The following is a 23,526-nucleotide window of genomic DNA, read 5'->3' on the forward strand; positions in this document are numbered from 1 at the left end:
AGTAGCTTCCTTTTATACATCTAAATATGATGTGAATTAAATAAGTTTCTTCTGTTTGGTGAGCGTTTTTCGTGCAGAAACTTTTAGTTCAATGAATTTAGCTGCGAAATCCTGAGCAAGTGCACGGTCTATTGTAGTAGTAATGTTTTCATCATTGTATTGAGCATTATTTGTCCAGTTGTATGATCCGTGGATAACCGTTTCGAAATCAAATATTGCAAATTTATTATGCATAAGTTTTTTTCCGAAGGAAGTGTTTGGGGAAACTGTATAATATTCTATTTCATGTTCATTGAATTTGAGCCCACGTTGGCTGGTTGTGTCGTCATCATTGACAATAACTTGAATGTTAAGACCTTGCTGGTGTCTTTTCCAAAGCTCATTTCCAATTTTCTTATCAGTAAACCAAGCAACAGCAACCCAAATGGTAAAGCGCGCTTTTCTAATTTGTTCTATGATGCAACAGCGAATATTCTTGAAATGAGCTTCTATATCCGCAGGGCTTGAGAGGTTGCCACCGATAACTTTGTAGATTTCTTTTGAGTTTTTTTTCAGCTCGTAACCATCGTATCTAATAATACTATTAATTTTTTTTGCCACATCATCGGCGTTGTCAATCCGGCGGGTCTCTACGAGGTGCTCAATAAGATTTCTGAATTCAATTGAGTTATTGAGCTTGTTAAGTGTGTTCTCGGTATACATCGCTCTGCTGACGTTTCCGGGCAGCCCTTCAGATGTGTATTCATCGTTAACACCAAAGAGGTTGAAGAGCTTAATTAGCTTAGGACCAGATAGAGAAGGCGAAGGCACAGAAGAGCTATCAGCTGTAATTAAGCCCACAAGTGCTTCTATTGATTTTTAAGAAAGTTTCATTGTTGTTTTGTGCCTTGTAGGAGGAATAAAGCGATGAATTGACGTGACTCTTTTTACAAAATCGAGTCGTAAATCGAGTCACAAAAATATTTCGAGTCAAAAAATGAACGCAAAAAAGGCTTTAGTCAATAGACTAAAGCCTTTTTATTATTCATTATATGGCGGAGAGGGAGGGATTCGAACCCTCGTTAGGCTTTAAGACCTAAGCACGATTTCGAGTCGTGTGCGTTACAGCCGGACTTCGCTACCTCTCCGTTGATGGTTGTTTATGCAATTTTATGCAGCATTGCAAGTTGTTAACTGCACAATTGCGAATTGTTACGATGGGCTCTGAGCTTTTTGGGCTTCCTTGGCAGCTTTTATTTGGTTCCTGCGTTTTTTGAAAAAGGCGGAAAGCATGCTGCTGCATTCATCTAACAAGATGCCGGAAGTGTGCCATATTGCATGGTTGTGTAACGGCAGTTCAAAGCTGTTCAGCTGGGAGTCCAGTGCGCCGGTTTTGTGATCCGGTGCGCCGTACACTACGCCTCTTACTCTAGCATGAACTAGTGCGCCGCTGCACATAAGACAGGGTTCCAATGTTACTACGAGCACTAAATCTTCTGTGCGGTAGTTCTGCAGTAGATCGCCTGCTTTGCGTAATGCCAGAATCTCTGCGTGTGCTGTAGGGTCATTGTCGGTGATGGTTCTATTGTATGCCTTGGCCACAATTGTTCCATCCGGTGCCACAAGCAGCGCGCCTACGGGTACTTCGTCTATGGCTTCGGCTTTGTGCGCCTCTTCCATGGCTACCCGCATTAAGTCGTCCCAGCTTGCCCAGCCTTGCGGCAGGGCGGTCAGGGCATCGTAACAATGGTCTAGTTCGCGTCTGGTCGTCATTATCTACCCTTGCAGGCTCGGTGAATGTTCCATGATGTATTGAACCACCTCTTCCGGTGTATCTAAAATAACCATGGCATCCAGTTCTTCTTCGCTAATGTAGCCTGCAGAAACCATCTGCTCGCGTGTCCAGTCTAATAAACCTTCCCAGAATTTGCTTTTGTACAGAATAATCGGGAACGGTTTAATTTTGTTTGTCTGGCGCAGAACAAAGGCTTCTGACAGCTCATCCAGTGTGCCAAAGCCACCAGGCATTACTACGTACGCCATGGAGTATTTGATAAACATGAGCTTGCGTACAAAAAAGTACTTGAAATTACACTTAACATCTATAAATGGATTGGAGTCCTGCTCCATCGGCAGGTGGATGCATAGTCCGGCAGATACGCCGCCTGCTTCTTTTGCGCCCTTGTTCCCTGCTTCCATAATGCCTGGGCCGCCACCGGTGATGACACCGTAACCACCCTCACAAAGGAGCCGTGCAATTTCTTCGGCTTCCTGATACATAGGGTGGTCTGACGGGGTACGTGCAGAACCAAAAATGGATACGCAGTTTGTTAGGTCGCTTAAGTTTTCGATTCCGTCTACAATCTCAGACATAATGCGGAAAAGTCGCCATGACTCCTGCGTGGACAGAGAATCAATCACATATTGTTTTGCTGTGCTCATAGTAGCTCCGTAAGTAGGTCTGGGGAATAGGTATTCGTCAGACTTGGAAATTGTTTTCGCAACGTGTAGTCTACGTGAATACGCGCAACCGGTTCTGTATCGGCTAGCAATTGTTGTTTATAGTATGGCAAGAAAGAAAAAGTAAATATACCCTTCTGCTTAAGTTTTAGGGTAGTGTAAGGATATTATATAGTTATGCGCATTATTTCAGGTGAGTACCGAGGGCGAGTACTCAAAACTACCAGTGCACCGGGGTATCGACCAGCAACTTCTAAGGTGCGTCAGGCAGTGTTTTCCATGCTTGAGTCACGTGGCGTGTACTGGCCGGAATCTAGAATTCTGGACTTGTTCGCCGGTAGCGGCTCTTTAGCATTTGAAGCGTTAAGCCGTGGTGCAGAGCAGACTTGGTTTGTTGAAATGAACAAAACCGCTGCTAAATTGATTACCGAAAATGCGGAAAAGATTGGTATTCCATCACATCGCTACCGTGTTATCGCAGACGATATGTTCAAAGTGATCTCACGCAGAGCAACTGAACCGTTTGATGTAATTTTTATTGACCCTCCATACGGAAAAAATTTCTTAACACCCGCTCTGAAAGCTGTGCTTAGGAATGGTTGGTTGGCAGAAGGCGGCATTCTTTGTGCTGAAGTTGAAGCTAAGCTCCCGCTCCCGCCGGAAGCAGACCATTCAGACCTCGAACTCATTGCTAACAAAGCATATGGCCAGACAAGGATTTTGCTATGGACAACAGGGGAGAGCGAGTAGCCGTTTATCCCGGCACATTTGATCCCATGACTATGGGACATGTGAGTCTTATTAAACGCGGCTGCGAAATTTTTGATCGTGTAATTGTTGCGGTGGCTAACGACACTCCGAAGTCGCCGTTGTTTTCAATTACAGAACGAGTGGCGATGGCGGAGGAAGTATTTAAAGATACTCCGGAAGTAACTGTGGAACCTTTCTCCGGTTTGCTTGTGGAATATGCAGAACGCCGCGGCGCACACGTAGTATTGCGTGGGCTGCGAGCTGTGTCCGACTTTGAATACGAGTTCCAGCTTGCATTGATGAACCGTAAACTCAAAAAGCATATTCAAACTGTCTTTTTGATGACGGATTACCAATGGCTGTATATCAGCTCTACCATCATTAAAGCAGCAGGTAAGCTGGGCGGCGATATCAAAGGCCTTGTGCCGGATAACGTCTACCGTAAGCTTCGCGAAAAATATGGGTACCCGTACCCGCTGAACTAAATATATATGTCTAAAAAAATTCCTATTGTCTGTCTGGTAGGCCCTACCGGAGCAGGTAAAACTGCTGCGTCCTTTAACCTTAGCCGTACCTTTAACGGCGGTGTGGTTAATCTGGATTCCCGTCAGGTGTACCGCGATTTTCCAATAATCACAGCACAGCCGACAGCAGAAGAACAGCAGGTGTGTCCGCATAAACTCTATGGTTTTTTAAAAACTGAAGATAAAATTGATGTGGGCAAGTTCATGGATATGGGGACTGAAGCAATTCTCCAAACCCGCGAAGAAGGTCTGCTGCCGCTGCTTGTAGGCGGAACAGGCTTTTATTTGAAAGCATTGCTGGAAGGCTTGGCGCAGATTCCTCGAATCGACCAGTCCTACACAGATGTTGCTGAAGCGGAAATGGCAGAACGTGGCTCAGCGCCTATGCATGAAGACCTGACGCAGATTGATCCGGATTACGCTGCGAAGATTCACTTTAATGACAGCCAGAGAATTTGTCGTGCATTAGCTGTGTATAGAGCCACAGGTAAGACTTTTACGTGGTGGCATGCTCAACCGATGACTCCGACACCGTTCCGCGGCATACGCCTCGGTATCGATGTAAGTCTGGACGAGCTGACGCCGTTGCTTGGCAAACGCATTGATCTTATGATTGAAGCCGGAGCCATTGAAGAAGCCCGTGAAGCGTTAAAGCATAACAATGATCCAGAATCCTCAGGCTGGTCGGGCATTGGTTGTGCCGAGCTGTATCAGTACATTACCGGCGCTATGTCTTTGGATGATTGCAAAACGTTGTGGTTGAAAAACACCAGAGCGTATGCAAAACGACAGCTTACTTGGTTTAGAAAAGATAAAGAAATTATCTGGGTTAAACCCAAAGATTTTGAAACCATGAATCGTGAAGTTACTCGGTTTTTAGCTGAGTAGAGAGTTTTTTGTCTACGACGTTGCGGCGGGGGGTGATGAGGTCGTCCTCACTTTTTCCGTAAAGGAGAATTACCTTGATCCTGAACAGGTTTCAGGTGTGCCAGTAGCGCTTAGTAGCAATTCATTTCGCAACAATTCATGATGACCGCATGTAAAAAGGGTGAAGTATGTAACTTCACCCTTTTTTGCGTCTACCATTTGAGGATCATATAAAATCAGAAAATTTGTTAGCGCGAAATTTTCATCTTTTTTATTCGCGTTGCGAGTGTTGTCGGCTTCATCCCAAGCAGGTGCGCTGCTCCGGCTTCTCCGTAGATTTTTCCGTTACAACGCTTCAAGGCTTTTTTTATGTTGTTAACTTGGAGTTGAACCATCTCTTCTTCTGTAAGCAACTGATCGTTATCTACAGTACCTGTTTCAGGACTATCAGGCGGCGTTTTTGTAAAGCCGTCTGTAAGGTCCAGCTGTGCAGATTCTGAGATGGAAGAAATCGCAAATCGTTCTACGATGTTTTGCAGTTCCCGAATGTTACCCGGCCAGTTGTATGTGGAAAGGGTAGCAAGCTGGTCTGGAGAAAATTGAACGACAGGGCGCTTCATGACAGTGAGTGAGCGTTGCAGGAAGTGATTAGCAAGAGGCTTGATGTCATCTTTACGTTTTCGAAGCGGCGGAACGGTGATTGGAAATACATTGAGTCGAAAATACAGATCTTCTCTAAATCTTTCCGCCTTAACTTCTTCCAGTAGGTCGCGGTTGCTCGCAGCAATAATGCGTGCATTTACCTTGCGGACTTTTTCTTCACCTACCCGTTCGTATTCCCCTTCCTGTAAGACTCTAAGCAGCTGAGCCTGAAGTTCAAGTGGGATTTCGCCTACCTCATCTAAAAATAGCGTTCCATTGTGGGCAGCACCAAATTTTCCTTCACGGTGGGTGTGCGCGCCGGTGAAAGCTCCTTTTGCGTGTCCAAAGAATTCACTGGCAAACAGTTCTTTAGGGATCGATGCGCAGTTCACTTTAATAAGCGGCTCTGAGCTTCTATTGCTTCTTCTATGCAATTCTCTGGCTACAAGTTCTTTCCCTGTTCCAGACTCTCCCTGAATGAGCACGTTTGCTTCTGTAGGCGCTACAAGATCGATTTGCTGAACGATTCTTTGCAGTGCTGCGCTATGTCCAATAAACCCGCCGTGGAGGCTGGATTCAGAAAGCTCTTCGCGTAAATATTTGTTTTCTTTTTTAAGCTGTGTGGTGAGTTCTTCAATTTTTTCGAAGGCTCTGGCGTTAGCCAGTGCTGTGGCTGAATGGTTTGTGATGATATTCAGCTCATCGAGAATGGGTTGGGTTATTTGAGATTTTGTAAATACAGCTAAAACCCCAAGAACCTCGCCATGAAACTGCATGGGATGCCCCGCGAACCCATTAATTCCCTCTCGTTTTGTCCATTCCCTGTCAACGATCCACTTGGAGTCTTCCGAGACGGATTTCACGATTACTGGCTGGCCGGATGCAGCAATGTGTCCCACCTTTCTAAAGCCCATGGGGAATCTGCTGAATTTTCCGTTCAGGCGTGACCAATCTTCATTTTTATTGACGACAGAATGTCCCGCACTGGCGACAAGATGTAGGCAGGTATCCCTTTGGTGACATTCTTTGAGCATTCGGCACGATGAGCATATGTCGCCTTTTTTTACGAGCCATATGCGTACGAGTGATACATCATCAAACTGGAACAGCCTGTTAACAATAAGACTGAAGAGCGAGCTTGTTGATCGCTGCTCGCCCATTTCCAGAAGAAGTGATTGTAGTTCCATATTTTTTAAGTGGAATGTTTGCTTACCAGTCATCCCGTAACGCTAAACCAAAGGGGGCTACATAACAACAGTAAGTTAGGTATTGCGGGGGTATTAAAGATGATGGCTTCATGCATAGAGCAATGACGTATAGTGTGAGTGATGGTGAAATGGCACTGCCCGCCCTTAAGTGGTGGGCAAGGGCAGGCAGTGCAGAGTCTGCTGACAAAAGGACTATGTGATCGCGTTGCTGGTGGGGACTATCGCCAGCAAAGCGTGGATCTCGCGTTGTTAAAGTCAGTAATGATCATGGTTGCAAGTTCCTCAGGAGTAGGAACTACATGCATGGATGATCCGAGTTGATCCTTTGCACCATTGTACAGAAAATCCTGAACATCTTCTGCCTGCTCTAATGCAGGAGAAGTTAAGTGATAGGTGTCAAATCCTGACATGCGGAATGCGAGTGTTGCGCCAAGTCCTTCTTCATAAGGCCATTCTGGAATGACAGCAGCAAAAGGAAGATCTTTCATTTTATGACCGGCATATTTAGCAATCTCTCTAAAAGTTGCCAAAGGCTGTGCGACATCAGTGCCTTCGCCAAAGTGCCATACTGGCGGCATGGTTGCATCAAGGAAGAGCTGAAGCATATCGCCGCATTTTTCGCGTGCTTTACTGGAGCAGAAACCTTGAACCGCCATAGAGAAGGCAGGGTAGCCGTTTGCGAAGACCAGTACATTGTTTTCAAGCAAGGTATTCACGAATGTGGCAAGATTTTTTGCAGATTCAGCGTCGGTAGGAGAACCGCCGCAAAGGCTGACGATACCTTTAATTCTTCCATTAATTACACCGGAAGCGATAACCTCTATGCACCCAAAATGTTTATCGATTGTATCAAGGGTGAAACCTACTTGAGCGGTGATAACTTCCGCAGGAAGGACTCTTTTGATAGCACGACGGTTTTTGAAGCTTTCAATTGCGCGCGTGACAATGGCTTCTGCCAAAACATCGAGTGATTCATTTGCGGTGCCAATGAATTCAGCATTGGAAAAATGACTTGATTCATTGGTTGTTACGATGGCGGTGGCATAGCAGTCGGCAAGGGCTGCAATTTTAGGCTGAACCTTTTGTGTATCCGCAAGCAGTACATCAATTGCGCCTGTTTCGAGAGCTATGCTGATGCCGTTTGTTGTCGCGAGGGGCAGTATGACGTCCGAGGTGTCTGTGGACGGTTCATCAGTACTGCGAATGCCATACGCCTGGATTCCGGTTGCGCCTGCTTCTTTAGCCATAGCGGTAAACTTCTCGCTTTTGGCTGTTGCGTCTACCGAAGCTGCAAGGGTTGGGATGTGTTCGTACAGAGCAATGTTGACTGTGTCAGCCTGCAATGATTCAAGATGAATTTTAGTCGTAGTACGTTCTGCTGGGCCGCAAAGACAGTCAGTTGCAAGGGAGTTTCCAGCCATACTGTTGAGTAAGAATGTACCACCGAGGCGGAAGGAAGCATTCATGATTTTTTGCCAGTCTTCCTGTTTCTCGTCTGCGGTTTGTTCCAGTGCGGTGGAAACGTCAAATGATGAGCTGACAGGCAGCAGATCAAGTTGTCGCCACATCTGAATTCGTTCAGGCGGGGCAACCACACTAAGGGTGGAGCAGGCGCCGGGCCCTGTGCAGTTAAGATTATTAAGGAGTGCGTCCGCAAGTTCAGCAGCAATGGCGTTTGTTTCTTTACCGTTGGTGCTGATGTCGAACTCGACTGCAATTTTACGCAGTTTTCTTTCACCGACAATGGAAAGAGTCGTGTCATCTTCCGCAGCTTTTTTCAGGGTAAGAATGATCTCTCGTGTCCGTGCTTCATGGGCAGCAACGTCTTTTGCTGCAGAGCGGAGTAAATCGCTGGCAGCTTTATTGTTGGCAGAATCACAGTCGTTATGGATATGGCTTTCTGTTTTCATGTATAGATCCTTTTAAAACTGAATGGTAGCAAGCGGCGGTATAGATGGCGCTATGTGGATGATTGCCTGTTACTCCATACACTCCGCGGGAAAAAATTTGATTTGGCGGTTCTTACAAAGCAAGAGGTGAACCAAAATTTCTCAATACCTATCTTGCTAAAATAATGTGACTAAATTTTTTGACGCCTACGTCTTTCAACGGAATCCCGTGATTAGGACGGAATGCCGTTGTTTTGTTAACGAAATTCCGTTGCGATTACGCTGAACAGCTCTCAGGTTCCCGTGTTGAAGCATTTTGAAAACGATCACGGTGAAAGGAGCAAGGTGAAAGAGGGCAAGGTATAGAGGAACAAAAAAGCGTTGCCGTCGTTAGCTGTGCCCGACACCTGTAACTACAAAATGTTCAGAAAAGCTTTCGCGTGATTTTGAAACGGGCTGTTACACAGTCCATTGCGGCGTTTCTGCTCTATATAATCTGCCAATCAGCGAACGTTGAATGTCGGGTGGGCGAATAACAGATAAGTAAATGCAAATAATTTTGAGAAACGAATAAGAATAGGTAGTTGCTGGTGAAGGCAGGGCTGTCTCTGAATTGTTGTGGAACAATTTTTTTGGAGAGCGGTATGGCGTTGTGGTAGAAAAACACAAAGTGAGGGCAAAAGTACTATCTGAAAGATGTAGAAAGGATACATATATTATTCGGGCGGAATTCAAATAAGGTGTGATTATGAACCGTGAGGTTGCTCGGTTTTAGCTGGGATGCTGCTTGTTGTGTATAGGCAGTAAGAGCACGTGTTTTCGTGCTCTTTTTTGTGCTCTGGTGGGCTTGTGTTAGCTAAAAGTCGTGCTGGAATTTTATCGGGTAAATATTCCGATGGATTGGATTGATGACATGTTGCTTACTCGAATTGTTTTTGCAACGCAGCTACCAATAGTAATGTCAGCCATGTCGTTGACACAAATTATGCGAGTGTCCTTAAATTTGAATGTTTTACCGTAGGTCATGGGAGCATTTTTCTTGTTAAAGTATGCATCTGTCGTTTTTTGTATTTCTTCATCACCGCAAGATATAATCATGCCATCAATATCAGGATTACTCATTTTAAGTTTCGCAGTGCATTGTTCCTGTGTCTGGCGGATCATAATGCTCTTTGGGGTTGCTGTAAAAGGTGCTTCAATGTTTTCACCGTGCCATACGGCAAAAATGGCAAAGCTGGATACAAGAATGATTTGAGCAACAGCTTGTTTGGCAAATGTTACAAGCATGCAGCAGGGGATTAGAAGGACAAGTAGAACAACCCAAAATGATTTTTGTTCGTCAGCTACAAGGGTGGGAGCAAAAAAGGTTTCGGGGGTACTAACAGTATGAATGACCAGGAGGAAGCAAAGTACATATAGGCATAAGGCTATGGCCAGATTGCTTATAAGTTCTTTAGCACGTTGAAGTGATGTAAGGTTTTCACAGGCATAAAATACGGCGTACCCTGACAGAAAACATATGAGATGAATTGAAGCATGCACAGGTGAATGCCCAAATTCCATGGCGGGGTGTATAAGAGGAAGCAAAAACAGGACTGATCTGCGTCGGGGAACGTTGTGCAATTGCGAAGCAGCAATGCATACGAAAAAGAAGAGGGGTAGTTCCCAGTATGCAAAACTGTAATCCTTCCATTGTGACCCCGCGGCCGCGATTGTATCCAAATATAGTGTAGGCAAATATCGATAGAAATTTAGTCCAACAAGGAACATTATTATGCAGATGCCAATTCCTTTGAATAGGAATGTAAAACTATTCAGCCAACTCATGACATGGTTTTCTGGCAATGCAGGGTCTGTATGTTTCTCTGGCAAAAGAGAGTGCTTGTTAGATTTTATGTAAGGTATGTCAGTCGTTATGCGATTGTTCTTCATATTTTTGAGCGAAAAATTTCATGTGTTGTAAGGTGGAGCTAGTTCAATTCGGTGGCTGTCCAACAAAAGTATAGAGTCCCTTCTTCTACGTTACTGATTCTGATGGATGATGTTTTGCACATTCGTAAAATTTTATTGTCTCGACCTTCCACACAAATGGATAATTCTTTTTCAAAATTTGATGTCCTAGCTGCTTTTTCTGTAGTTCCATCAGCTCGTACTGTTGCTTTGAGATTTTCTGTAATTTCTTTCTCGCCGCAGGATATGACAGGGTCTATCAAATCAATGTCACCCCCTGTGATGGTTACGTCGCAGGGGTTTTTTGTGATCTTTTTGACGACTGGTAACGGACGAGCTGTCAGCGGGGCTGTTTGTCCATAGCTAAGGAACATGGCAATAATTAGAAAGGCTGCTACAGTTGCAATGCGGTGGGTTCTTTTTTGCTGGAAGATATAAAAAAAGCTGAATGGAAGCATGACTCCCATTGTTTGGAGAATAAATACTTTTTGGTCATCAGGTTTTACGGTCGGGGTAAATAAATTTGTATAATTGCCAGTTAACAGCAATAGGCTGATGCAAAGCACTGCCCAGAGTGTGAAGCTTTGTGTTGCCTTGAAGAGTATTTTCTTTGCTGAATGCAAGCTGTTGATGTTGTCGTAAGCGTAGATGACTGCATAGCCGAAAAGAAATGTGATTATGAGATGGATGGATCGCAGTGGGCAATGTAGGAGGAGCATCACTGGATACCACATAGGAATTGCCAGCAGCAATAATCGAAATCTTTTGTGAGAAGCTAGAGTTGGGCTAATAAGGCATACAGGAAGATAGAAAAAGACGAAGGGCATAACAGATATTTCATCTCTCCAAAGCCTACCATTGGCTGCTATTTGTGTAGCATAAAAATCTGTCGTTATGTGATGAAAATATGCAGACAAAAACCAAGCTATTATCCCGATAAAGGGCATTAATATGAAATAGAAAGAACTTTTTTTTGGTGATTCTGCTTGTGGTGGATGTGGATGATTTGCTTGTGCTGTCGTGTCATGCATAGGGAATCTTTGTCCTAGGGGAGAGTATGTTCATGTGGAAGATCTGTTAGCGGAACGAAGTATCGTCATTGGGGTCTTTTTTGGGAGCGAATTTGAGAAGCAGTCTTGTTCCATAAAGCAAGGACATGATGCCCGGGAGTCCCCATATAAGACATTCACCTTCAAGTACTCGCCAGTAGTAAATAAGTAGAATGCCAACCATCAGTTCAAACCATGCATTTTTGTAATGACGTTTACGGGTAGTTCCGTATTTCTGCTTTAGAAATTGACATAGAGCGATGAAAACAAGGATCAGGATAGCAAGAATAGTTAACTCGATATGTTCCGTTAATACTGAAGAGAATGTGTTCATATGTTATATATTGTAACAGTTAGTAGATATTGTAAATATATTGACGCCTATGTTTTTTTGTGATGTTGGAATGGTTTGTATAAATCTTACTGGTCTTCATAGAGGAATGTATGCGCAAATTTCTTACTCTACTTATTGTTATGCTTTCGTTTTTGTGGACGGGGTGTAGCGCGGTACATCAAAAAACTTCACCGACACTTTCTGAAACATCACCATCAGTGTCTAAAACATCAAGAATTTCTGAAGAAGCTTCTAAAACATATGTGGCACGGTTCGCAGACGTGTTTTGCGACGAGACGCCAGTGACAGAACAGCTGATTAATGACGCTATTCTTCGCAGGTTAGAAGTGAAGATTAATGCAATGAGCAGGATAGATGACGAAGAGGACTGGTATGTGTTCAGCAATGCCGGTGTTCAATGGAAAAATGATGACACCCTGCAAATTGAAGTAAAAAAGTCATTACGTGAAAATGGACAGGAAATTCAGTGGCTGGTGCGTACCTACATTGCTGAAGTGCAGCGTATTCATGACATGGAAAAGAATGAGTTCGAGGTGCGTATTACTCCGGACAGTATTGTCACAGAGAGCACCTCGCCGGAATATTACCAATATATGCCGGATGACATGTATGTGCCTTCCAAATGCAATTTGAGTAACGTATCTCCAGCCCCGTGGGGTAATCATGACTCTGCGGTTGTTTCAGCTTTTAAAAGTACCCTGCAGGATTTTATGGATGAGAATGAAAATGCCATCTATTACACCCAGCTTGGTACATATTCATTTTCAAAAACTGTTTCGGGCAATCCACAGGCAATCCGCAGGGCATTTACTGCCTATCTTGCAGATAAAAAAGAGAACGCTGTCGTAACCCGAAAAGGCGTCTTTTACGCAAGCAGTCAGCTTGTGCATATCATCGATTCTTCTAATTCCGTGACCTTTATGTGGGACGTGAAGTTGCAACAAGAGGTCGGGCTTGAAGAGGTGACGCATCGTAATTTCTTTTATGAATGGTCTATCCTCGCTGCAACAAAGAAATATGTAAGCGCACTGTAGTGCGTGTGTAGCTCTCCTTTTTCACGTTAGTAAATAATGAGATTATCCATGAAGAAGATCATATTCAGCCTGTTTTTTCTCGTGCTTACAATCTTCTGTGTACGTGTTGTCAACTCGGTTGCCGAGGTGGAACATGCCGCGCAAGACACTACATCGTTTAGAACCTTATTCAATAAGCCACTTGTTACAACATTTGTTTCTTTGGATGCATATAAAGATAACTCTCCTGTAACTAGAGAGCAGTTAAAGAATGCATTTGTTGCTATGATGGTGTGGAAGTACAAAAATGGCATCGGGGTTGTACGTTACAAGGCCTATTCAATATTTAAAGAAATGAAAACAGCGTGGGTAGGTGATACCAGTGCCGCAGTCACGCTTGTGCAATCTTTATATAAAAATGGTAAGGCAATAGACGTACTGAAAACTACATACTTTTTCACACTGGAATATATGCATGACGCCTCGAAGTCTGTGTACGAAGTGCGCTGTACTGTAAACGACATGGCTGTAGAAGTGAGAGCGAAAGAGCCTGAGAATGTTTTCAACAGGTACAAGAATGCATCTATGTGGCCTCCGTCTGCAAAAGAGCAGGACGAGAAGGTGTTGTCTCTTTTTGACAAGGAGTATCGCTCCTTCTTCAATAACAGTATCCATTATAAAAAAATAGAAAACTATCATGCTGAGATCGTAACATCACTGGAGAATTCATATATTCAGCAGATGTTGGGACGGCATGTACCCGCAAAGCGTTCTGAACTACGCGTGACGGAAAATGGAGTTTTTTGGGGTGATACCCCTTTGATTACCATTACCCCTGAAAACGGTCAGAACAAAATTACAGCGGATTTTGATCTGCATTACGTCGTATCAATGGACGGGAAGCGGCTGGCAAAAGCAGACGTAGTTCCGTACACGTATCTGCGCGAAACGTTCGGTAAATCGTTAGCGCGGTGTGATCCAGATGAAGTGCAGTTACAAACCATCCAAAAATACACTGTCGAGGAATACTTAAAGAAGCTCGGCACCTTTGTTTTTCCAGAATAACACGTCTATAACTTTAACCACCTGTTATTTTTTCGTTAACTAGCCGCGATAGTGCAATTAATCCTTGGGAAAAAGTGAAAGTTGCTCTATTTTAACAGCACCGTCTGAGAATGTGGTGCTTGGTGTGTGTATAACGAAAATAAATGTGACTTCAATAACATCCGGAGATATCGATGAAAAAGTTAGTTTTACTGTGTGCTGCTGTTTTTTGTTTGGCGCTTGTAGGTTGTAATCAGGAAATGAAGTCGGACTCTTCTCCTAAAGTTGCTGTAGTAGACCCTGCAAAAGTTTTTCAGGATAGCCAGCCAGGTAAAGACGGCATGGCGTACTTGGAAAAAGTAAGCGCAGAAGTGCAGCAGAAATTTAAAGATTTACAGAAAGAAGCTGCTGAATCAAAAGGTCAGGACCCTGCAAGTGTGAATGATCTTCAGGCACAGGTTGCTAAAATTCAGGAACGTGTATCAGCAGAACAGCAGATGGTTGTTACCAAGCTGAACGATCTTTTCCAGAAAGTGCTTGAGCAGTACCGTAAAGAAAACGGCGTAGCTTTGGTAATTCCTGCTGAACAGGCTTTAAGCTTTGACGAATCTGCAGACGCAACCGCAGCTATCGTAGCAATCATGAATAAAGAGAATGTAACTTTTGAATCTCCAGCAATGGACGATGCTAAACCTGCTGACAAAACCGTTAAGCCGGAAGACAAAGCTGCTGATATGAAAGACGATGCTATGAAACAGGCACAAGAGAAAAAAGACGAAGTAGCTCCAGCTGACAAGCCAGCAACTACGCCTGACGCAAAAGACGTTAAAAAGCAGTAATATTGTACAAAAACCGTACTGGTATTTACAGTAGGTTAATAGTATACGACAGGGAGATCGCTACAAAGCGGTCTCCCTTTTTTTATTCAAGCGGTAAATGCTTGATGGTGTGTGCTACCTAGGGTACACAACCCGCAGGAAGACTGCTAATCGCAGGTATACTGTGTTAGTTTTTTATTTTTTGCAGTTTGAAGTTTTGTGATGTTTCACAAACTTAGCTAATAATCCGCCACACATATATATTATGTGTATCCGCAACTCATATTTGGAGGAGACCCGATGGAAGCCGCCCATAAAAACCTTGCTTTAGACCTTGTTCGCGTTACAGAAGCAGCAGCATTGGCATCTGGCCGCTGGCTCGGCAAGGGTAAGAAGAACGAGGGCGACGGTGCAGCCGTTGATGCAATGCGTTACGCCTTTAATAACTTGTACCTTTCCGGCACAGTTATCATCGGCGAGGGTGAAAAAGATGACGCGCCTATGCTCTTCAATGGTGAAAAGCTCGGCATGGGCAAAGGACCGCAGGTTGATGTTGCGGTTGATCCCGTCGAAGGCACCAACCTTCTTGCATACGGTCGTCCTAACGCTATTTCTGTTGTAGGTACTGCTCCGGCAGGCACCATGTACAACCCTGGCCCAAGCTACTACATGCAGAAGCTTGTTGTGCCGCCAGCAGCGAAAGATGTTGTAGACATCGACGCTCCTGTTAAAGAAAACTTGAATAACATCGCAAAAGCTCTCGGCAAAGACGTTGACGATCTTGTTGTGTTTGTTCTTGATAAGCCACGCCACGAACAGCTTATTACTAAGATTCGTGAAGCTGGCGCACGCATTCAGCTGCATACTGATGGTGACGTTGCAGGCGCACTCATGGCAGTTGATCCACGTAGCGAAGTTGACGTAATGATGGGTACCGGCGGTACACCTGAAGGCGTAATCGCTGCATGTGCAATTAAAGGTGTCGGCGGCCAGATTTTTGCCCGTCTCGACCCGCAGTCTTACGTGGAAAAAGAAGCGATCCTTGAAGCAGGCATCGACCTTCGTGAAATCCACACAGTAAATACTCTCGTACGTAGTGACGAAGTATACTTTGCTGCAACCGGTATTTCCGGCGGCACATTCCTTCGCGGTGTTCAGTACACCGGAAACGGCGTTGTGACTCACTCCATGGTTATTAAAGGCCATAGTGGATCTATCCGTTACCTCGAAAGCATCCACAACTGGGATCGCGTTCGTCCAGAAGGCTTATAGTCTTATATTTGTTTGTAAAAAAGGCTGCTCGAAAGAGTAGCCTTTTTTTTTGTGCCTGAAATTTTAGTAACCAGTTTTCCCGATGGTATTCTTGAATGAAGGGCTACGTAGAAAGTTTGAATTGTCTTAGATTTGTTGCAATAGGTGCGCACAGAACCTATATGCAGTGAGTTGCATAGAGAGCTGTGTATTCCGTAGGCTCAAGATGCCTAATATTCATTGAAGGAACCGAAATAATGGAAACCTTAAAAGCTCATGGTTTGATTCTGCTAGCAACTTTTTTGATTGCAGGATCATTCATCGCATCTGCGAATGTGACAGGGCAGGTACATCCTGTTTCATTGAACTTGCTCCGATTTGTGATCGCAAGCGCCTGTTCATTACCGGCAGTACTTTTGAATAAGCGATACCGTAAGCAAATACCCTCGGTATTTCCGCGTTCATTTATCATCAGCTTTTTTTACTGTGGCTATTTTGTATGCCTGTTTGCAGCGCTGTTGACCACCACCGTAATTAACACGGGAACCTTGTACACTCTTACTCCGTTTATTACGGCCTTACTGAGTGTTGTGCTGCTTAAGCAGTCTATCGGTCTGAAACGCACGCTGGTATATATTCTGGGTGCCGTGGGAACGCTGTGGGTTGTATTCAAAGGTGATCTGGCAGCATTCCAAAGTCTTTCACTTAACTCTGGCGATATGCTCTTTATGCTGGGTGTTCTTTCCATGTGTGGATATACGCTTGCGCTGAAGCTACTGTACAGACAGGACAGCGTGGTTGTACTTACATGCTGCACGTTGATGGGCGGAACAATCTGGATGGCTCTCGCTGCGATGGCATTCGGTATTCCATTGCAATGGAATTTGCTGACAGCTGGCGACTATGTAAACTTGCTGTATCTTGCAATAGGTACAACGCTGGTTACGTCCTACCTTTTTCAAAAAGCCTCCATTACACTGACCCCGAACAATGTTACCGCGTACATTTATTTAAGTCCGGCATGTGTGGCAGTGCTCGATTATGTTGTTAACGGCATCACACTGTCCAACACCATTTTATTCGGTATTGTGCTTTCTATGGTGGCAACCTTTTTGCTGCAAGCCATGAGCTATCTAAAGCAGAAATAGCAATTGGGCGCTTGCCTGATTGTTTTGAATACAAACAAAGCCCCCTGTGGAAGTTCCAACAGGGGGCTTTTGTAATATCTTATGATGGGATGCGAGGATTGTAAGGGGGGAGAAGTGATGCTGGAAGAAAGCATTGCCCACAAAAAAAGCTGCTAGTTAAAAAACTAGCAGCTTGTATAAGCATGGTGGGGATGGGAAGATTCGAACTCCCGACCAACTGGTTCGTAGCCAGCTACTCTATCCAACTGAGCTACATCCCCTCAGTGCGAAAAAAGGTATATGTCTGTAAGCCGTGATCGTCAAGCACTTTATAAAAAAAATGCAGGTAATGTTTTCATTCAAGCCACTGAGTTTTTTTCAGACCTTGAAATGGATCAATCAAGCTAATTAGTCAGCGTACAGTATGCCGTTCTCTTCGAAATTGGGTAATGATTACCTGTTCGGCGGTTGTACTGTTTGATGTAACTGCAAAAAATAATCGAGAAAAGGCCGACGATGAAAGTAGCACCTTGTCATTTCTCAAATTGTGTTTCGCACTAGATAAGTGTTTTGTTTCAGTGAGATAGATGGTTGTTTTTATTTTCAGAGTGTATCTGCTTGGTAATTACTGGCTGGAAAGGGGATTTGCAGCGGCGTTAGTCTCATTTCGCATATGCTTTTATTGGCTTAAACTGACCCCTATTGTTCTTGCATGGAACCATAGAGGCTGGGAAATATGTACATTTTTAATGCACCACGTTTTTTAATGAATGCTAACCGTTGAGGGAAGATATGAGTAATGCGACAAACAACAATATAATGAGTAACACATATCCGCGCCGCGATTTTTGCAAAAAGACTGTGATTGCCGCGGCAGTAACAGCTTCTGGCTATAACTTTGTTAATGCCGGAATAAAAGCTCATGCGGCGACCCCCAGTAAGGTAGGCGCAAACAAGGTGTCAGTTCATCACGAATGGGGGACATTGAAAGAGGTTGTGTGTGGCATTCCTAATATTCGAATTCCCACAGAGCTACCGGATGCCGTTTACAAATATGCCCCCACCGACGGAATTAAATTTCTAGAAGCAAATCTTGGGAAGAATCTTAAAGAAGCCGATCCAGACGTTTATAACGTTATTTCCGAACAGATGGATGGTGCAGTTAAAATTTTGGAAAAACGCGGCATAAAGGTGCATAGGCTCAAAGAGGTTACCGATGATGAGAATGCGTATTTGTCCAGAATTTTCCCACCAAGCATTGTACAGTTTTTTCCTCGAGATCCAATGCTTGTCATTGGAAACAAATTTATTGAAACAGAGCTTTTTTTACCCCTGAGGCGTCGGGAACGGTTTGGTGTCCGGCGTGCATTAGCAAAGCGACTGGCCGATAGTGATGCACAGGTTGTTTCAGTTCCGATAGCTGATCCTGTTCAAGAACAGCAAGATGGTTCATGGGGGGCTGGGCCTTTCCTTGAAGGGGGAGATGTATTCCTTCTCGGTAAAGATATTTATGTGGGCAACACCGGGAACGCAAGTAACACAGCAGGAGTGCAGTGGTTAGCACAGTATCTCGGCGACAGTTACAATGTTCACGAAATCAAGTTGTCCAATAAATTCCTGCACCTTGACTGCTGTCTTGCAACACCGAGGCATGGTTTAGCCATTGTGTGTCGAGAAGCGTTTATTGATGGCCTGCCTGAATTTTTGAATGGATGGGATCTTATTGATGTTCCATTCAAGGACGCCAAAGAAAAGCTGGCTTGTAATGGACTGGTTCTCGATGACAAAACTATTTTAATAGCATCAGGACTCGATTATCTGGCAAAAGGGCTTCGTGAAGCAGGGCAGGAGGTTATTGAAACACCGTTCGATGCTGTATATCAATATGCCGGTGCATTTAGATGTTGGCATCATCCGCTCATCCGTGAGTCTTAGAATTTGAGTCTTAGAATTTTGATCGAATGATAGCGTAGGGTACAGGCGTGTCGTAACGCAGATGCTAGATGTCGGTTTTAGTAATTCGTGGACAGTGGGAAAATGCCAATGAGAGTCATCAGTATTTTCAATCTGACTAGATGTGTTGTCGAACTGAAGCACGTCTTTTGAATTTTATTCATGACAACACGAATACTGGTAACTGAGTGCAGGGGGGGGATAGAGAAAAGCAGCCATTTTTTTGCTGGAAAAAGTCAATTTCCAATTGATGGGTGATAAGGCAGCGTCTCGTGCAAAAAACACTTTAGTGCTTGGTTAGTGTTCGATTTATTTTTTTATTTGCTTAAATGAAACGTTCAGACAAGGGCGCAAAGTGGATTTTTTGGTGCGGATTGGTGACGAGGTATTTTGAGATTTGGTGAGTAGGGTATTTTGCATAAAAAAAAGGCTGCTAGTTAAAAAACTAGCAGCCTATATTCTCAATGGTGGGGATGGGAAGATTCGAACTCCCGACCAACTGGTTCGTAGCCAGCTACTCTATCCAACTGAGCTACATCCCCACTTCGATTTGCTATTTTTGCGTATTGCGGCGTTACTTCAAAAACGTCAAACTCTCGCATATGTTAGATATGCTTCGACCTTGTCGTATTTTCGCGCCTTGCACTACACAAAACTATCAAAATCTCAATGTATATGTGTGATGAAAAAGATCATCACTTGGTGAGAGCGTTGGATTACTCTCGTATAAAGCGTCTGCGTAAACAGTCGCATATAATCAAGTGGTGGGGATGGGAAGATTCGAACTCCCGACCAACTGGTTCGTAGCCAGCTACTCTATCCAACTGAGCTACATCCCCACTTCGATTTGCTATTTTCGCGTACTGCTGTGTTGCTTCAAAAACGTCAAACTCTCGCATATGTTAGATATGCTTCGACCTTGTCGTTTTTCGCGCCTTGCACTACACGAAACTATCAAAATCTCTATGTATATGTGTAATGAAAAAGATCATCACTTGGTGAGAGTGTTGGATAACTCTCGTATAAAGCGTCTGCGTAAACAGTCGCATATAATCAAAGTGGTGGGGATGGGAAGATTCGAACTCCCGACCAACTGGTTCGTAGCCAGCTACTCTATCCAACTGAGCTACATCCCCACTTCGATTTGCTATTTTCGCGTATTGCAGCGCACCCCTAGGGCACTTGCATCCGTACGGTTCGTTACCTCACCTACGGCTTGCTGGCGTTACTTCAAAAGCGTCAAACTCTCACATATGTTAGATATGCTTCGACCTTGTCATTTTTTCGTGCCTTGCACTACGCAAAACTATCAAAATCTCTATGTATATGTGTAATGAACTAAATCATCACTTGGTGAGAGCTTGGATAACTCTCGTATAAAGCGTCTGCGTAAACAGTCGCATATAATCAAAGTGGTGGGGATGGGAAGATTCGAACTCCCGACCAACTGGTTCGTAGCCAGCTACTCTATCCAACTGAGCTACATCCCCACTTGTATTGATGCCAACCTTGCACATCGCTGCGTTACTTCGCAGTTCTCAAACCCTCACATATGTTTAGATATGCTTCGGCCTTGATCACTGCTCGTGCCTTGCGCTGCACAAACTTGTCTCAATCCAAATATATATGTGTGATGAACTAAATCATCACTTGGCGAGAGCTTGGATAACTCTCGTATAAAACGTCTGCGTAAACAGCCGCATATAATCAAAGTGGTGGGGATGGGAAGATTCGAACTCCCGACCAACTGGTTCGTAGCCAGCTACTCTATCCAACTGAGCTACATCCCCACTAGATATTGATGCCTGATTTCTTCACTTCTAGGTGCCTCAATCCGACTCAATCAAAATTTTGTGAAGTGACTTTCGTCACAGCGAGAGGGGGTATATGTTCAACCCTCTGCAAGGTCAAGTGCTTTTTGAAAAAAAAGTTTTTTTTCTAAAACCGACTGCCTCTGTGTTGCTAGCTTTGTTTGTTTTTCTTTGGAAGAAAAACGCCTGTCAGAAAAAAACTGACAGGCCTTATAAGCAAATGGTGGGGATGGGAAGATTCGAACTCCCGACCAACTGGTTCGTAGCCAGCTACTCTATCCAACTGAGCTACATCCCCACAACAAAGCGTTGCTAACAACGTGAGGAGGGTTATATGCAGCATTGTTCAGCCAGTCAAGGTGAAATTTTAAAAAAATTGAATGTTCTCTGAAGAGTGAGTGACACTAAAAGCCGTATATAATGATACAGAATCGACGGCGTGAAGAAGGAGTACTACATTTTTTGTGTGTACAGTTCTTTTTTTACGTTTTTTGTCTATTGCCTACTACGGCAGAAGTGGGTAGGGGAACAATGCTTTTGTTGTGTCTCCCGTAGAAACTATCTTTGTATCGGCGCTGTTGCCGATAATTATAATGCAGCAAATTGCTTTGTGCATATACTAAAGCACGCAGACGGCACTAATTACATAGTGCTTAAAAAGAAACAGCCCGCATTATAATGCCGGTCTGTTATCAATCAAATATCACATCTTGATTGTACGATTACTTGTGTTACAGTGTAGCGCGACATTCAATCACTATGGGATATCAACTAGAGAAAAATATGCTCGAGAGAAAAATAGAAGCAGCTCGGAATGAGCTGAGACAAATAGCTGCCGAATACGGTGCAGATAACATTTCCGTGGCATGGACAGGCGGTAAAGATTCTACCGTTACCCTCCATATCTGGAAGGATATTTTGGCTGAAATGGGTGTGGAGCGCGTAACGGCTCTGAACATCGATACAGGCTGTAAATTTCCGGAAGTGCTGGATCAGCGTGATACGTTGGCTCAGGACTGGGGTATTGACCTCACCATCGTGCGACCGGAAGTGGATATGTCACAATATCCAGTGGCGCAGAATAAGGTTACTTGTTGTGCAGATTTGAAAGTTGAACCGCTAAGCCGCGGTGTCAAACAGCAGGATATTGAAGTGTTGCTGACCGGTATCCGTAAGGATGAGCATCCGGACAGGGACCGCCCTATGCGCGAGCAAAGAGATCGGCCCAACTGCCTTATGATGCATCCAGTACTGGATTTTAGTGAGATGGATATCTGGGCGTACACAATGCAGCATGATCTACCGTACTGCCCGCTGTACGATTCCGGCTACCGTTCATTAGGGTGTGTGCCATGTACCAAACCGTGTGACGGTTTTGGTAGTCAAACTGGCGAACGTGCCGGACGTGATGGTGAAAAAGAAGCTAAAATGGATATGCTGCGAAGCCTCGGATACTTTTAGATCCGGTCGCAGTAAACACCTTCCATAAAGGTTTCCAAAGCGTCATCCATTTCACGCAGATAAGCTGCAATGTCGCTTTTATCACCGCAATGGGTGCATTCCATATACACATGCTGGCAGCTGCGTTTTACAGTAAGCGGTTTTTTGCATTTTTTGCATGGAATAGTTGTCTCAGCGCTTCGCTTCCAGCTAGATCCCCACATATGTAAACTCCTGATTAGACCCAAAGTACGCCTTGGTCTGAATATTTGATGGTTGTTTGCGAAACACGCTGATACCGCATAATTTTTCACACTGCAATTGACTTATGTGATGAATTATTGCTCATGCCATCACAATATCCCTCGCTTGTTGCTTTTTAGATAGCAACATGCCAAAAAGTTCGTCTAACCGTTTTGATGATGAACCTGCATTGCACAACAAGACTGGTTCATTAAAAAATGATATTTTGCACTTCCAGTTACCATAAGGAGAATTCTAATGTTGTCTGAAAAAATGAACCAAGCTTTGAATGACCAAGTGAAATGGGAAATGTTCTCCAGCTACCTGTATCTCTCCATGTCCGCTTACTTTGCTGATAAAGGCATGGGCGGCTTTGCAAAATGGATGCGTGCACAGGCTCAGGAAGAACTCTTCCATGCAACAAAATTTTATGACTACATTAATGAACGCGGCGGCCGTGTTATTCTTCAGCCAATTGATGCGCCTCAGAACGAATGGGCAGGCACCATCGACGTGTTTGAAGAGACTCTTAAGCACGAACAGAGCGTTACTTCCCTCATCAATAATCTCGTAAACCTTGCGATCGATGAGCGTGACCACGCAACCAACATCTTCCTCCAGTGGTTCGTTTCCGAACAGGTTGAAGAAGAAGATACTGTGAACGATGTTCTCGGTCAGCTTAAAATGATTGGTGGTGAAGGTCAGGGCATGCTTATGCTCGATAGAGAGCTTGGACAGCGCGTGTTTACTCCGCCTGTAAAATAAGCGCCTTCTCTTTCAAAAAATAGTTATTAAAAAATCCCCGCATACAGACTGTATGCGGGGATTTTTTTATGCGGTCGCTTGCTCTGCAAGCAGTGGCTCAAGGGATGTAGTACAAACAACACGAAGTAATGAGGCAAAGTTGTCAATTTCCCCATGGATAGACGTGGCTTCATTATGCAAGGTCGATAAGAACCGACCAATCGTGGTGTTTTCCTGTTGTGAAATGCGTTCGAGAATGCTCCAAAAACGCATTTCTAGGCGTATGCTTGTAACTGCTCCGTTTAGGCGTATGGAGCGGGTCTGTTGCATGTATTCCTGTGGTGGAGTAGACGCATAAATTAGGCACATATGTTTTTCCTCATCTAGGGATGTGAACATATTGTATCGC

The 23,526-nt window shown here is 44.2% G+C and carries 21 protein-coding genes and 8 tRNA genes; 11 read left to right on the top strand and 18 right to left on the bottom strand.

The window, feature by feature from the left end:
* Window positions 1–36: 36 nt before the first annotated feature.
* The 4 genes from ACZ5V1_RS05035 to ACZ5V1_RS05050 all read right to left on the bottom strand — a co-directional run bounded on the left by ACZ5V1_RS05035 (window position 37) and on the right by ACZ5V1_RS05050 (window position 2,421).
* Window positions 37–840, bottom strand: coding sequence for a phospholipase D-like domain-containing protein (locus tag ACZ5V1_RS05035; protein WP_464390914.1), 804 nt, complete (start codon window positions 838–840; stop codon window positions 37–39).
* A gap of 192 nt (window positions 841–1,032) precedes the next feature.
* Window positions 1,033–1,127 (bottom strand) — tRNA-Ser (locus ACZ5V1_RS05040).
* 64 nt (window positions 1,128–1,191) lie between these two features.
* Entirely contained in the window at window positions 1,192–1,752 is a 561-nt protein-coding gene (gene tadA / locus ACZ5V1_RS05045; protein ID WP_464390915.1) for a tRNA adenosine(34) deaminase TadA, read from the bottom strand.
* 3 nt (window positions 1,753–1,755) lie between these two features.
* Complete coding sequence (locus ACZ5V1_RS05050; protein ID WP_464390916.1) at window positions 1,756–2,421, bottom strand: LOG family protein; 666 nt, start codon at window positions 2,419–2,421, stop codon at window positions 1,756–1,758.
* 195 nt (window positions 2,422–2,616) lie between these two features.
* Here ACZ5V1_RS05050 and rsmD point away from each other — a divergent pair, with 195 nt between their 5' ends.
* The 3 genes from rsmD to miaA are packed head-to-tail and all read left to right on the top strand — an operon-like array spanning window position 2,617 to window position 4,601.
* Window positions 2,617–3,189, top strand: a complete 573-nt coding sequence (rsmD, locus tag ACZ5V1_RS05055; RefSeq protein WP_464390917.1) for a 16S rRNA (guanine(966)-N(2))-methyltransferase RsmD — start codon at window positions 2,617–2,619, stop codon at window positions 3,187–3,189.
* Entirely contained in the window at window positions 3,165–3,674 is a 510-nt protein-coding gene (gene coaD / locus ACZ5V1_RS05060) for a pantetheine-phosphate adenylyltransferase (protein WP_160713488.1), read from the top strand. The genes rsmD and coaD overlap by 25 nt, the downstream gene beginning before the upstream one ends.
* A 6-nt stretch (window positions 3,675–3,680) precedes the next feature.
* The gene (gene miaA, locus ACZ5V1_RS05065) at window positions 3,681–4,601 is read left to right on the top strand and encodes a tRNA (adenosine(37)-N6)-dimethylallyltransferase MiaA (RefSeq protein WP_464390918.1); all 921 of its coding nucleotides are present in this window, start codon (window positions 3,681–3,683) and stop codon (window positions 4,599–4,601) included.
* Window positions 4,602–4,828: 227 nt separating this feature from the next.
* Here the strand turns inward: miaA and ACZ5V1_RS05070 are convergent, their stop codons facing one another.
* The 5 genes from ACZ5V1_RS05070 to ACZ5V1_RS05090 form a co-directional block, all read right to left on the bottom strand.
* On the bottom strand, window positions 4,829–6,442 hold the full coding sequence (locus ACZ5V1_RS05070; protein ID WP_464390919.1) for a sigma-54-dependent Fis family transcriptional regulator: 1,614 nt from the start codon (window positions 6,440–6,442) through the stop codon (window positions 4,829–4,831).
* 206 nt (window positions 6,443–6,648) lie between these two features.
* Entirely contained in the window at window positions 6,649–8,340 is a 1,692-nt protein-coding gene (locus tag ACZ5V1_RS05075; protein ID WP_464390920.1) for an anaerobic carbon-monoxide dehydrogenase catalytic subunit, read from the bottom strand.
* A gap of 855 nt (window positions 8,341–9,195) precedes the next feature.
* Entirely contained in the window at window positions 9,196–9,606 is a 411-nt protein-coding gene (locus ACZ5V1_RS05080) for a hypothetical protein (RefSeq protein WP_464390921.1), read from the bottom strand.
* Between the two features lie 683 nt (window positions 9,607–10,289).
* Window positions 10,290–11,300 (bottom strand): hypothetical protein, encoded by a 1,011-nt coding sequence (locus ACZ5V1_RS05085; protein WP_464390922.1) that lies wholly within the window; start codon window positions 11,298–11,300, stop codon window positions 10,290–10,292.
* A 46-nt stretch (window positions 11,301–11,346) separates the two neighbouring features.
* A complete protein-coding gene (locus ACZ5V1_RS05090) occupies window positions 11,347–11,652 on the bottom strand; it encodes a hypothetical protein (protein ID WP_464390923.1) in 306 nt (101 codons plus the stop codon).
* A 110-nt stretch (window positions 11,653–11,762) separates the two neighbouring features.
* On the opposite strand from ACZ5V1_RS05090, the gene ACZ5V1_RS05095 reads away from it, so the two are divergent.
* From ACZ5V1_RS05095 to ACZ5V1_RS05115, 5 genes are all read left to right on the top strand, one after another.
* Window positions 11,763–12,707: a hypothetical protein gene (locus ACZ5V1_RS05095; protein WP_464390924.1), complete on the top strand. Its 945-nt coding sequence runs from the start codon at window positions 11,763–11,765 to the stop codon at window positions 12,705–12,707.
* Between the two features lie 48 nt (window positions 12,708–12,755).
* A complete protein-coding gene (locus ACZ5V1_RS05100; RefSeq protein WP_464390925.1) occupies window positions 12,756–13,751 on the top strand; it encodes a hypothetical protein in 996 nt (331 codons plus the stop codon).
* A gap of 173 nt (window positions 13,752–13,924) precedes the next feature.
* Entirely contained in the window at window positions 13,925–14,569 is a 645-nt protein-coding gene (locus ACZ5V1_RS05105; RefSeq protein WP_464390926.1) for an OmpH/Skp family outer membrane protein, read from the top strand.
* Between the two features lie 279 nt (window positions 14,570–14,848).
* A complete protein-coding gene (gene glpX, locus ACZ5V1_RS05110) occupies window positions 14,849–15,820 on the top strand; it encodes a class II fructose-bisphosphatase (protein WP_160713502.1) in 972 nt (323 codons plus the stop codon).
* 236 nt (window positions 15,821–16,056) lie between these two features.
* Complete coding sequence (locus ACZ5V1_RS05115) at window positions 16,057–16,947, top strand: DMT family transporter (protein WP_464390927.1); 891 nt, start codon at window positions 16,057–16,059, stop codon at window positions 16,945–16,947.
* Between the two features lie 183 nt (window positions 16,948–17,130).
* Here ACZ5V1_RS05115 and ACZ5V1_RS05120 read toward each other — a convergent pair.
* Window positions 17,131–17,207: transfer RNA gene (locus ACZ5V1_RS05120), tRNA-Arg, on the bottom strand.
* 511 nt (window positions 17,208–17,718) lie between these two features.
* Here ACZ5V1_RS05120 and ACZ5V1_RS05125 point away from each other — a divergent pair.
* Window positions 17,719–18,861 carry an arginine deiminase family protein gene (locus ACZ5V1_RS05125; protein WP_464390928.1) on the top strand — a complete coding sequence of 381 codons (1,143 nt, stop codon included), beginning with the start codon at window positions 17,719–17,721 and terminating at the stop codon, window positions 18,859–18,861.
* 483 nt (window positions 18,862–19,344) lie between these two features.
* Here the strand turns inward: ACZ5V1_RS05125 and ACZ5V1_RS05130 are convergent.
* From ACZ5V1_RS05130 to ACZ5V1_RS05155, 6 genes are all read right to left on the bottom strand, one after another.
* Window positions 19,345–19,421 (bottom strand) — tRNA-Arg (locus ACZ5V1_RS05130).
* A 220-nt stretch (window positions 19,422–19,641) separates the two neighbouring features.
* Window positions 19,642–19,718, bottom strand: a tRNA-Arg gene (locus tag ACZ5V1_RS05135).
* Window positions 19,719–19,938: 220 nt separating this feature from the next.
* Window positions 19,939–20,015: transfer RNA gene (locus ACZ5V1_RS05140), tRNA-Arg, on the bottom strand.
* Window positions 20,016–20,292: 277 nt separating this feature from the next.
* Window positions 20,293–20,369, bottom strand: a tRNA-Arg gene (locus tag ACZ5V1_RS05145).
* 223 nt (window positions 20,370–20,592) lie between these two features.
* A tRNA-Arg gene (locus ACZ5V1_RS05150) sits at window positions 20,593–20,669 on the bottom strand.
* Window positions 20,670–20,911: 242 nt separating this feature from the next.
* Window positions 20,912–20,988, bottom strand: a tRNA-Arg gene (locus tag ACZ5V1_RS05155).
* 485 nt (window positions 20,989–21,473) lie between these two features.
* On the opposite strand from ACZ5V1_RS05155, the gene ACZ5V1_RS05160 reads away from it, so the two are divergent.
* A complete protein-coding gene (locus ACZ5V1_RS05160; protein WP_464390929.1) occupies window positions 21,474–22,151 on the top strand; it encodes a phosphoadenosine phosphosulfate reductase family protein in 678 nt (225 codons plus the stop codon).
* Here ACZ5V1_RS05160 and ACZ5V1_RS05165 read toward each other — a convergent pair.
* The gene (locus ACZ5V1_RS05165; RefSeq protein WP_464390930.1) at window positions 22,148–22,354 is read right to left on the bottom strand and encodes a dual CXXC motif small (seleno)protein; all 207 of its coding nucleotides are present in this window, start codon (window positions 22,352–22,354) and stop codon (window positions 22,148–22,150) included. The two genes, ACZ5V1_RS05160 and ACZ5V1_RS05165, sit on opposite strands and share 4 nt — an antisense overlap.
* 277 nt (window positions 22,355–22,631) lie before the next feature.
* Here ACZ5V1_RS05165 and ACZ5V1_RS05170 point away from each other — a divergent pair, with 277 nt between their 5' ends.
* Window positions 22,632–23,138, top strand: coding sequence for a ferritin (locus ACZ5V1_RS05170; RefSeq protein ID WP_464386114.1), 507 nt, complete (start codon window positions 22,632–22,634; stop codon window positions 23,136–23,138).
* A gap of 66 nt (window positions 23,139–23,204) precedes the next feature.
* Here the strand turns inward: ACZ5V1_RS05170 and ACZ5V1_RS05175 are convergent, their stop codons facing one another.
* Entirely contained in the window at window positions 23,205–23,486 is a 282-nt protein-coding gene (locus ACZ5V1_RS05175) for a ribbon-helix-helix domain-containing protein (protein WP_160713514.1), read from the bottom strand.
* Window positions 23,487–23,526: the final 40 nt, after the last annotated feature.

The organism is Halodesulfovibrio oceani subsp. galateae (assembly GCF_055397225.1).

Coding starts and splice junctions, on each gene's coding strand:
- ACZ5V1_RS05100 (WP_464390925.1), top strand. CDS start 12,756: ATGAAGAAGATCATATTCAGCCTGTTTTTTCTCGTGCTTACAATCTTC.
- miaA (WP_464390918.1), top strand. CDS start 3,681: ATGTCTAAAAAAATTCCTATTGTCTGTCTGGTAGGCCCTACCGGAGCA.
- ACZ5V1_RS05125 (WP_464390928.1), top strand. CDS start 17,719: ATGAGTAATGCGACAAACAACAATATAATGAGTAACACATATCCGCGC.
- ACZ5V1_RS05165 (WP_464390930.1), bottom strand. CDS start 22,354: ATGTGGGGATCTAGCTGGAAGCGAAGCGCTGAGACAACTATTCCATGC.
- ACZ5V1_RS05175 (WP_160713514.1), bottom strand. CDS start 23,486: ATGTGCCTAATTTATGCGTCTACTCCACCACAGGAATACATGCAACAG.
- rsmD (WP_464390917.1), top strand. CDS start 2,617: ATGCGCATTATTTCAGGTGAGTACCGAGGGCGAGTACTCAAAACTACC.
- ACZ5V1_RS05170 (WP_464386114.1), top strand. CDS start 22,632: ATGTTGTCTGAAAAAATGAACCAAGCTTTGAATGACCAAGTGAAATGG.
- ACZ5V1_RS05105 (WP_464390926.1), top strand. CDS start 13,925: ATGAAAAAGTTAGTTTTACTGTGTGCTGCTGTTTTTTGTTTGGCGCTT.
- ACZ5V1_RS05095 (WP_464390924.1), top strand. CDS start 11,763: ATGCGCAAATTTCTTACTCTACTTATTGTTATGCTTTCGTTTTTGTGG.
- ACZ5V1_RS05075 (WP_464390920.1), bottom strand. CDS start 8,340: ATGAAAACAGAAAGCCATATCCATAACGACTGTGATTCTGCCAACAAT.
- ACZ5V1_RS05090 (WP_464390923.1), bottom strand. CDS start 11,652: ATGAACACATTCTCTTCAGTATTAACGGAACATATCGAGTTAACTATT.
- ACZ5V1_RS05080 (WP_464390921.1), bottom strand. CDS start 9,606: ATGCTTGTAACATTTGCCAAACAAGCTGTTGCTCAAATCATTCTTGTA.
- ACZ5V1_RS05085 (WP_464390922.1), bottom strand. CDS start 11,300: ATGCATGACACGACAGCACAAGCAAATCATCCACATCCACCACAAGCA.
- ACZ5V1_RS05115 (WP_464390927.1), top strand. CDS start 16,057: ATGGAAACCTTAAAAGCTCATGGTTTGATTCTGCTAGCAACTTTTTTG.
- ACZ5V1_RS05160 (WP_464390929.1), top strand. CDS start 21,474: ATGCTCGAGAGAAAAATAGAAGCAGCTCGGAATGAGCTGAGACAAATA.
- ACZ5V1_RS05050 (WP_464390916.1), bottom strand. CDS start 2,421: ATGAGCACAGCAAAACAATATGTGATTGATTCTCTGTCCACGCAGGAG.
- coaD (WP_160713488.1), top strand. CDS start 3,165: ATGGACAACAGGGGAGAGCGAGTAGCCGTTTATCCCGGCACATTTGAT.
- tadA (WP_464390915.1), bottom strand. CDS start 1,752: ATGACGACCAGACGCGAACTAGACCATTGTTACGATGCCCTGACCGCC.
- glpX (WP_160713502.1), top strand. CDS start 14,849: ATGGAAGCCGCCCATAAAAACCTTGCTTTAGACCTTGTTCGCGTTACA.
- ACZ5V1_RS05070 (WP_464390919.1), bottom strand. CDS start 6,442: ATGACTGGTAAGCAAACATTCCACTTAAAAAATATGGAACTACAATCA.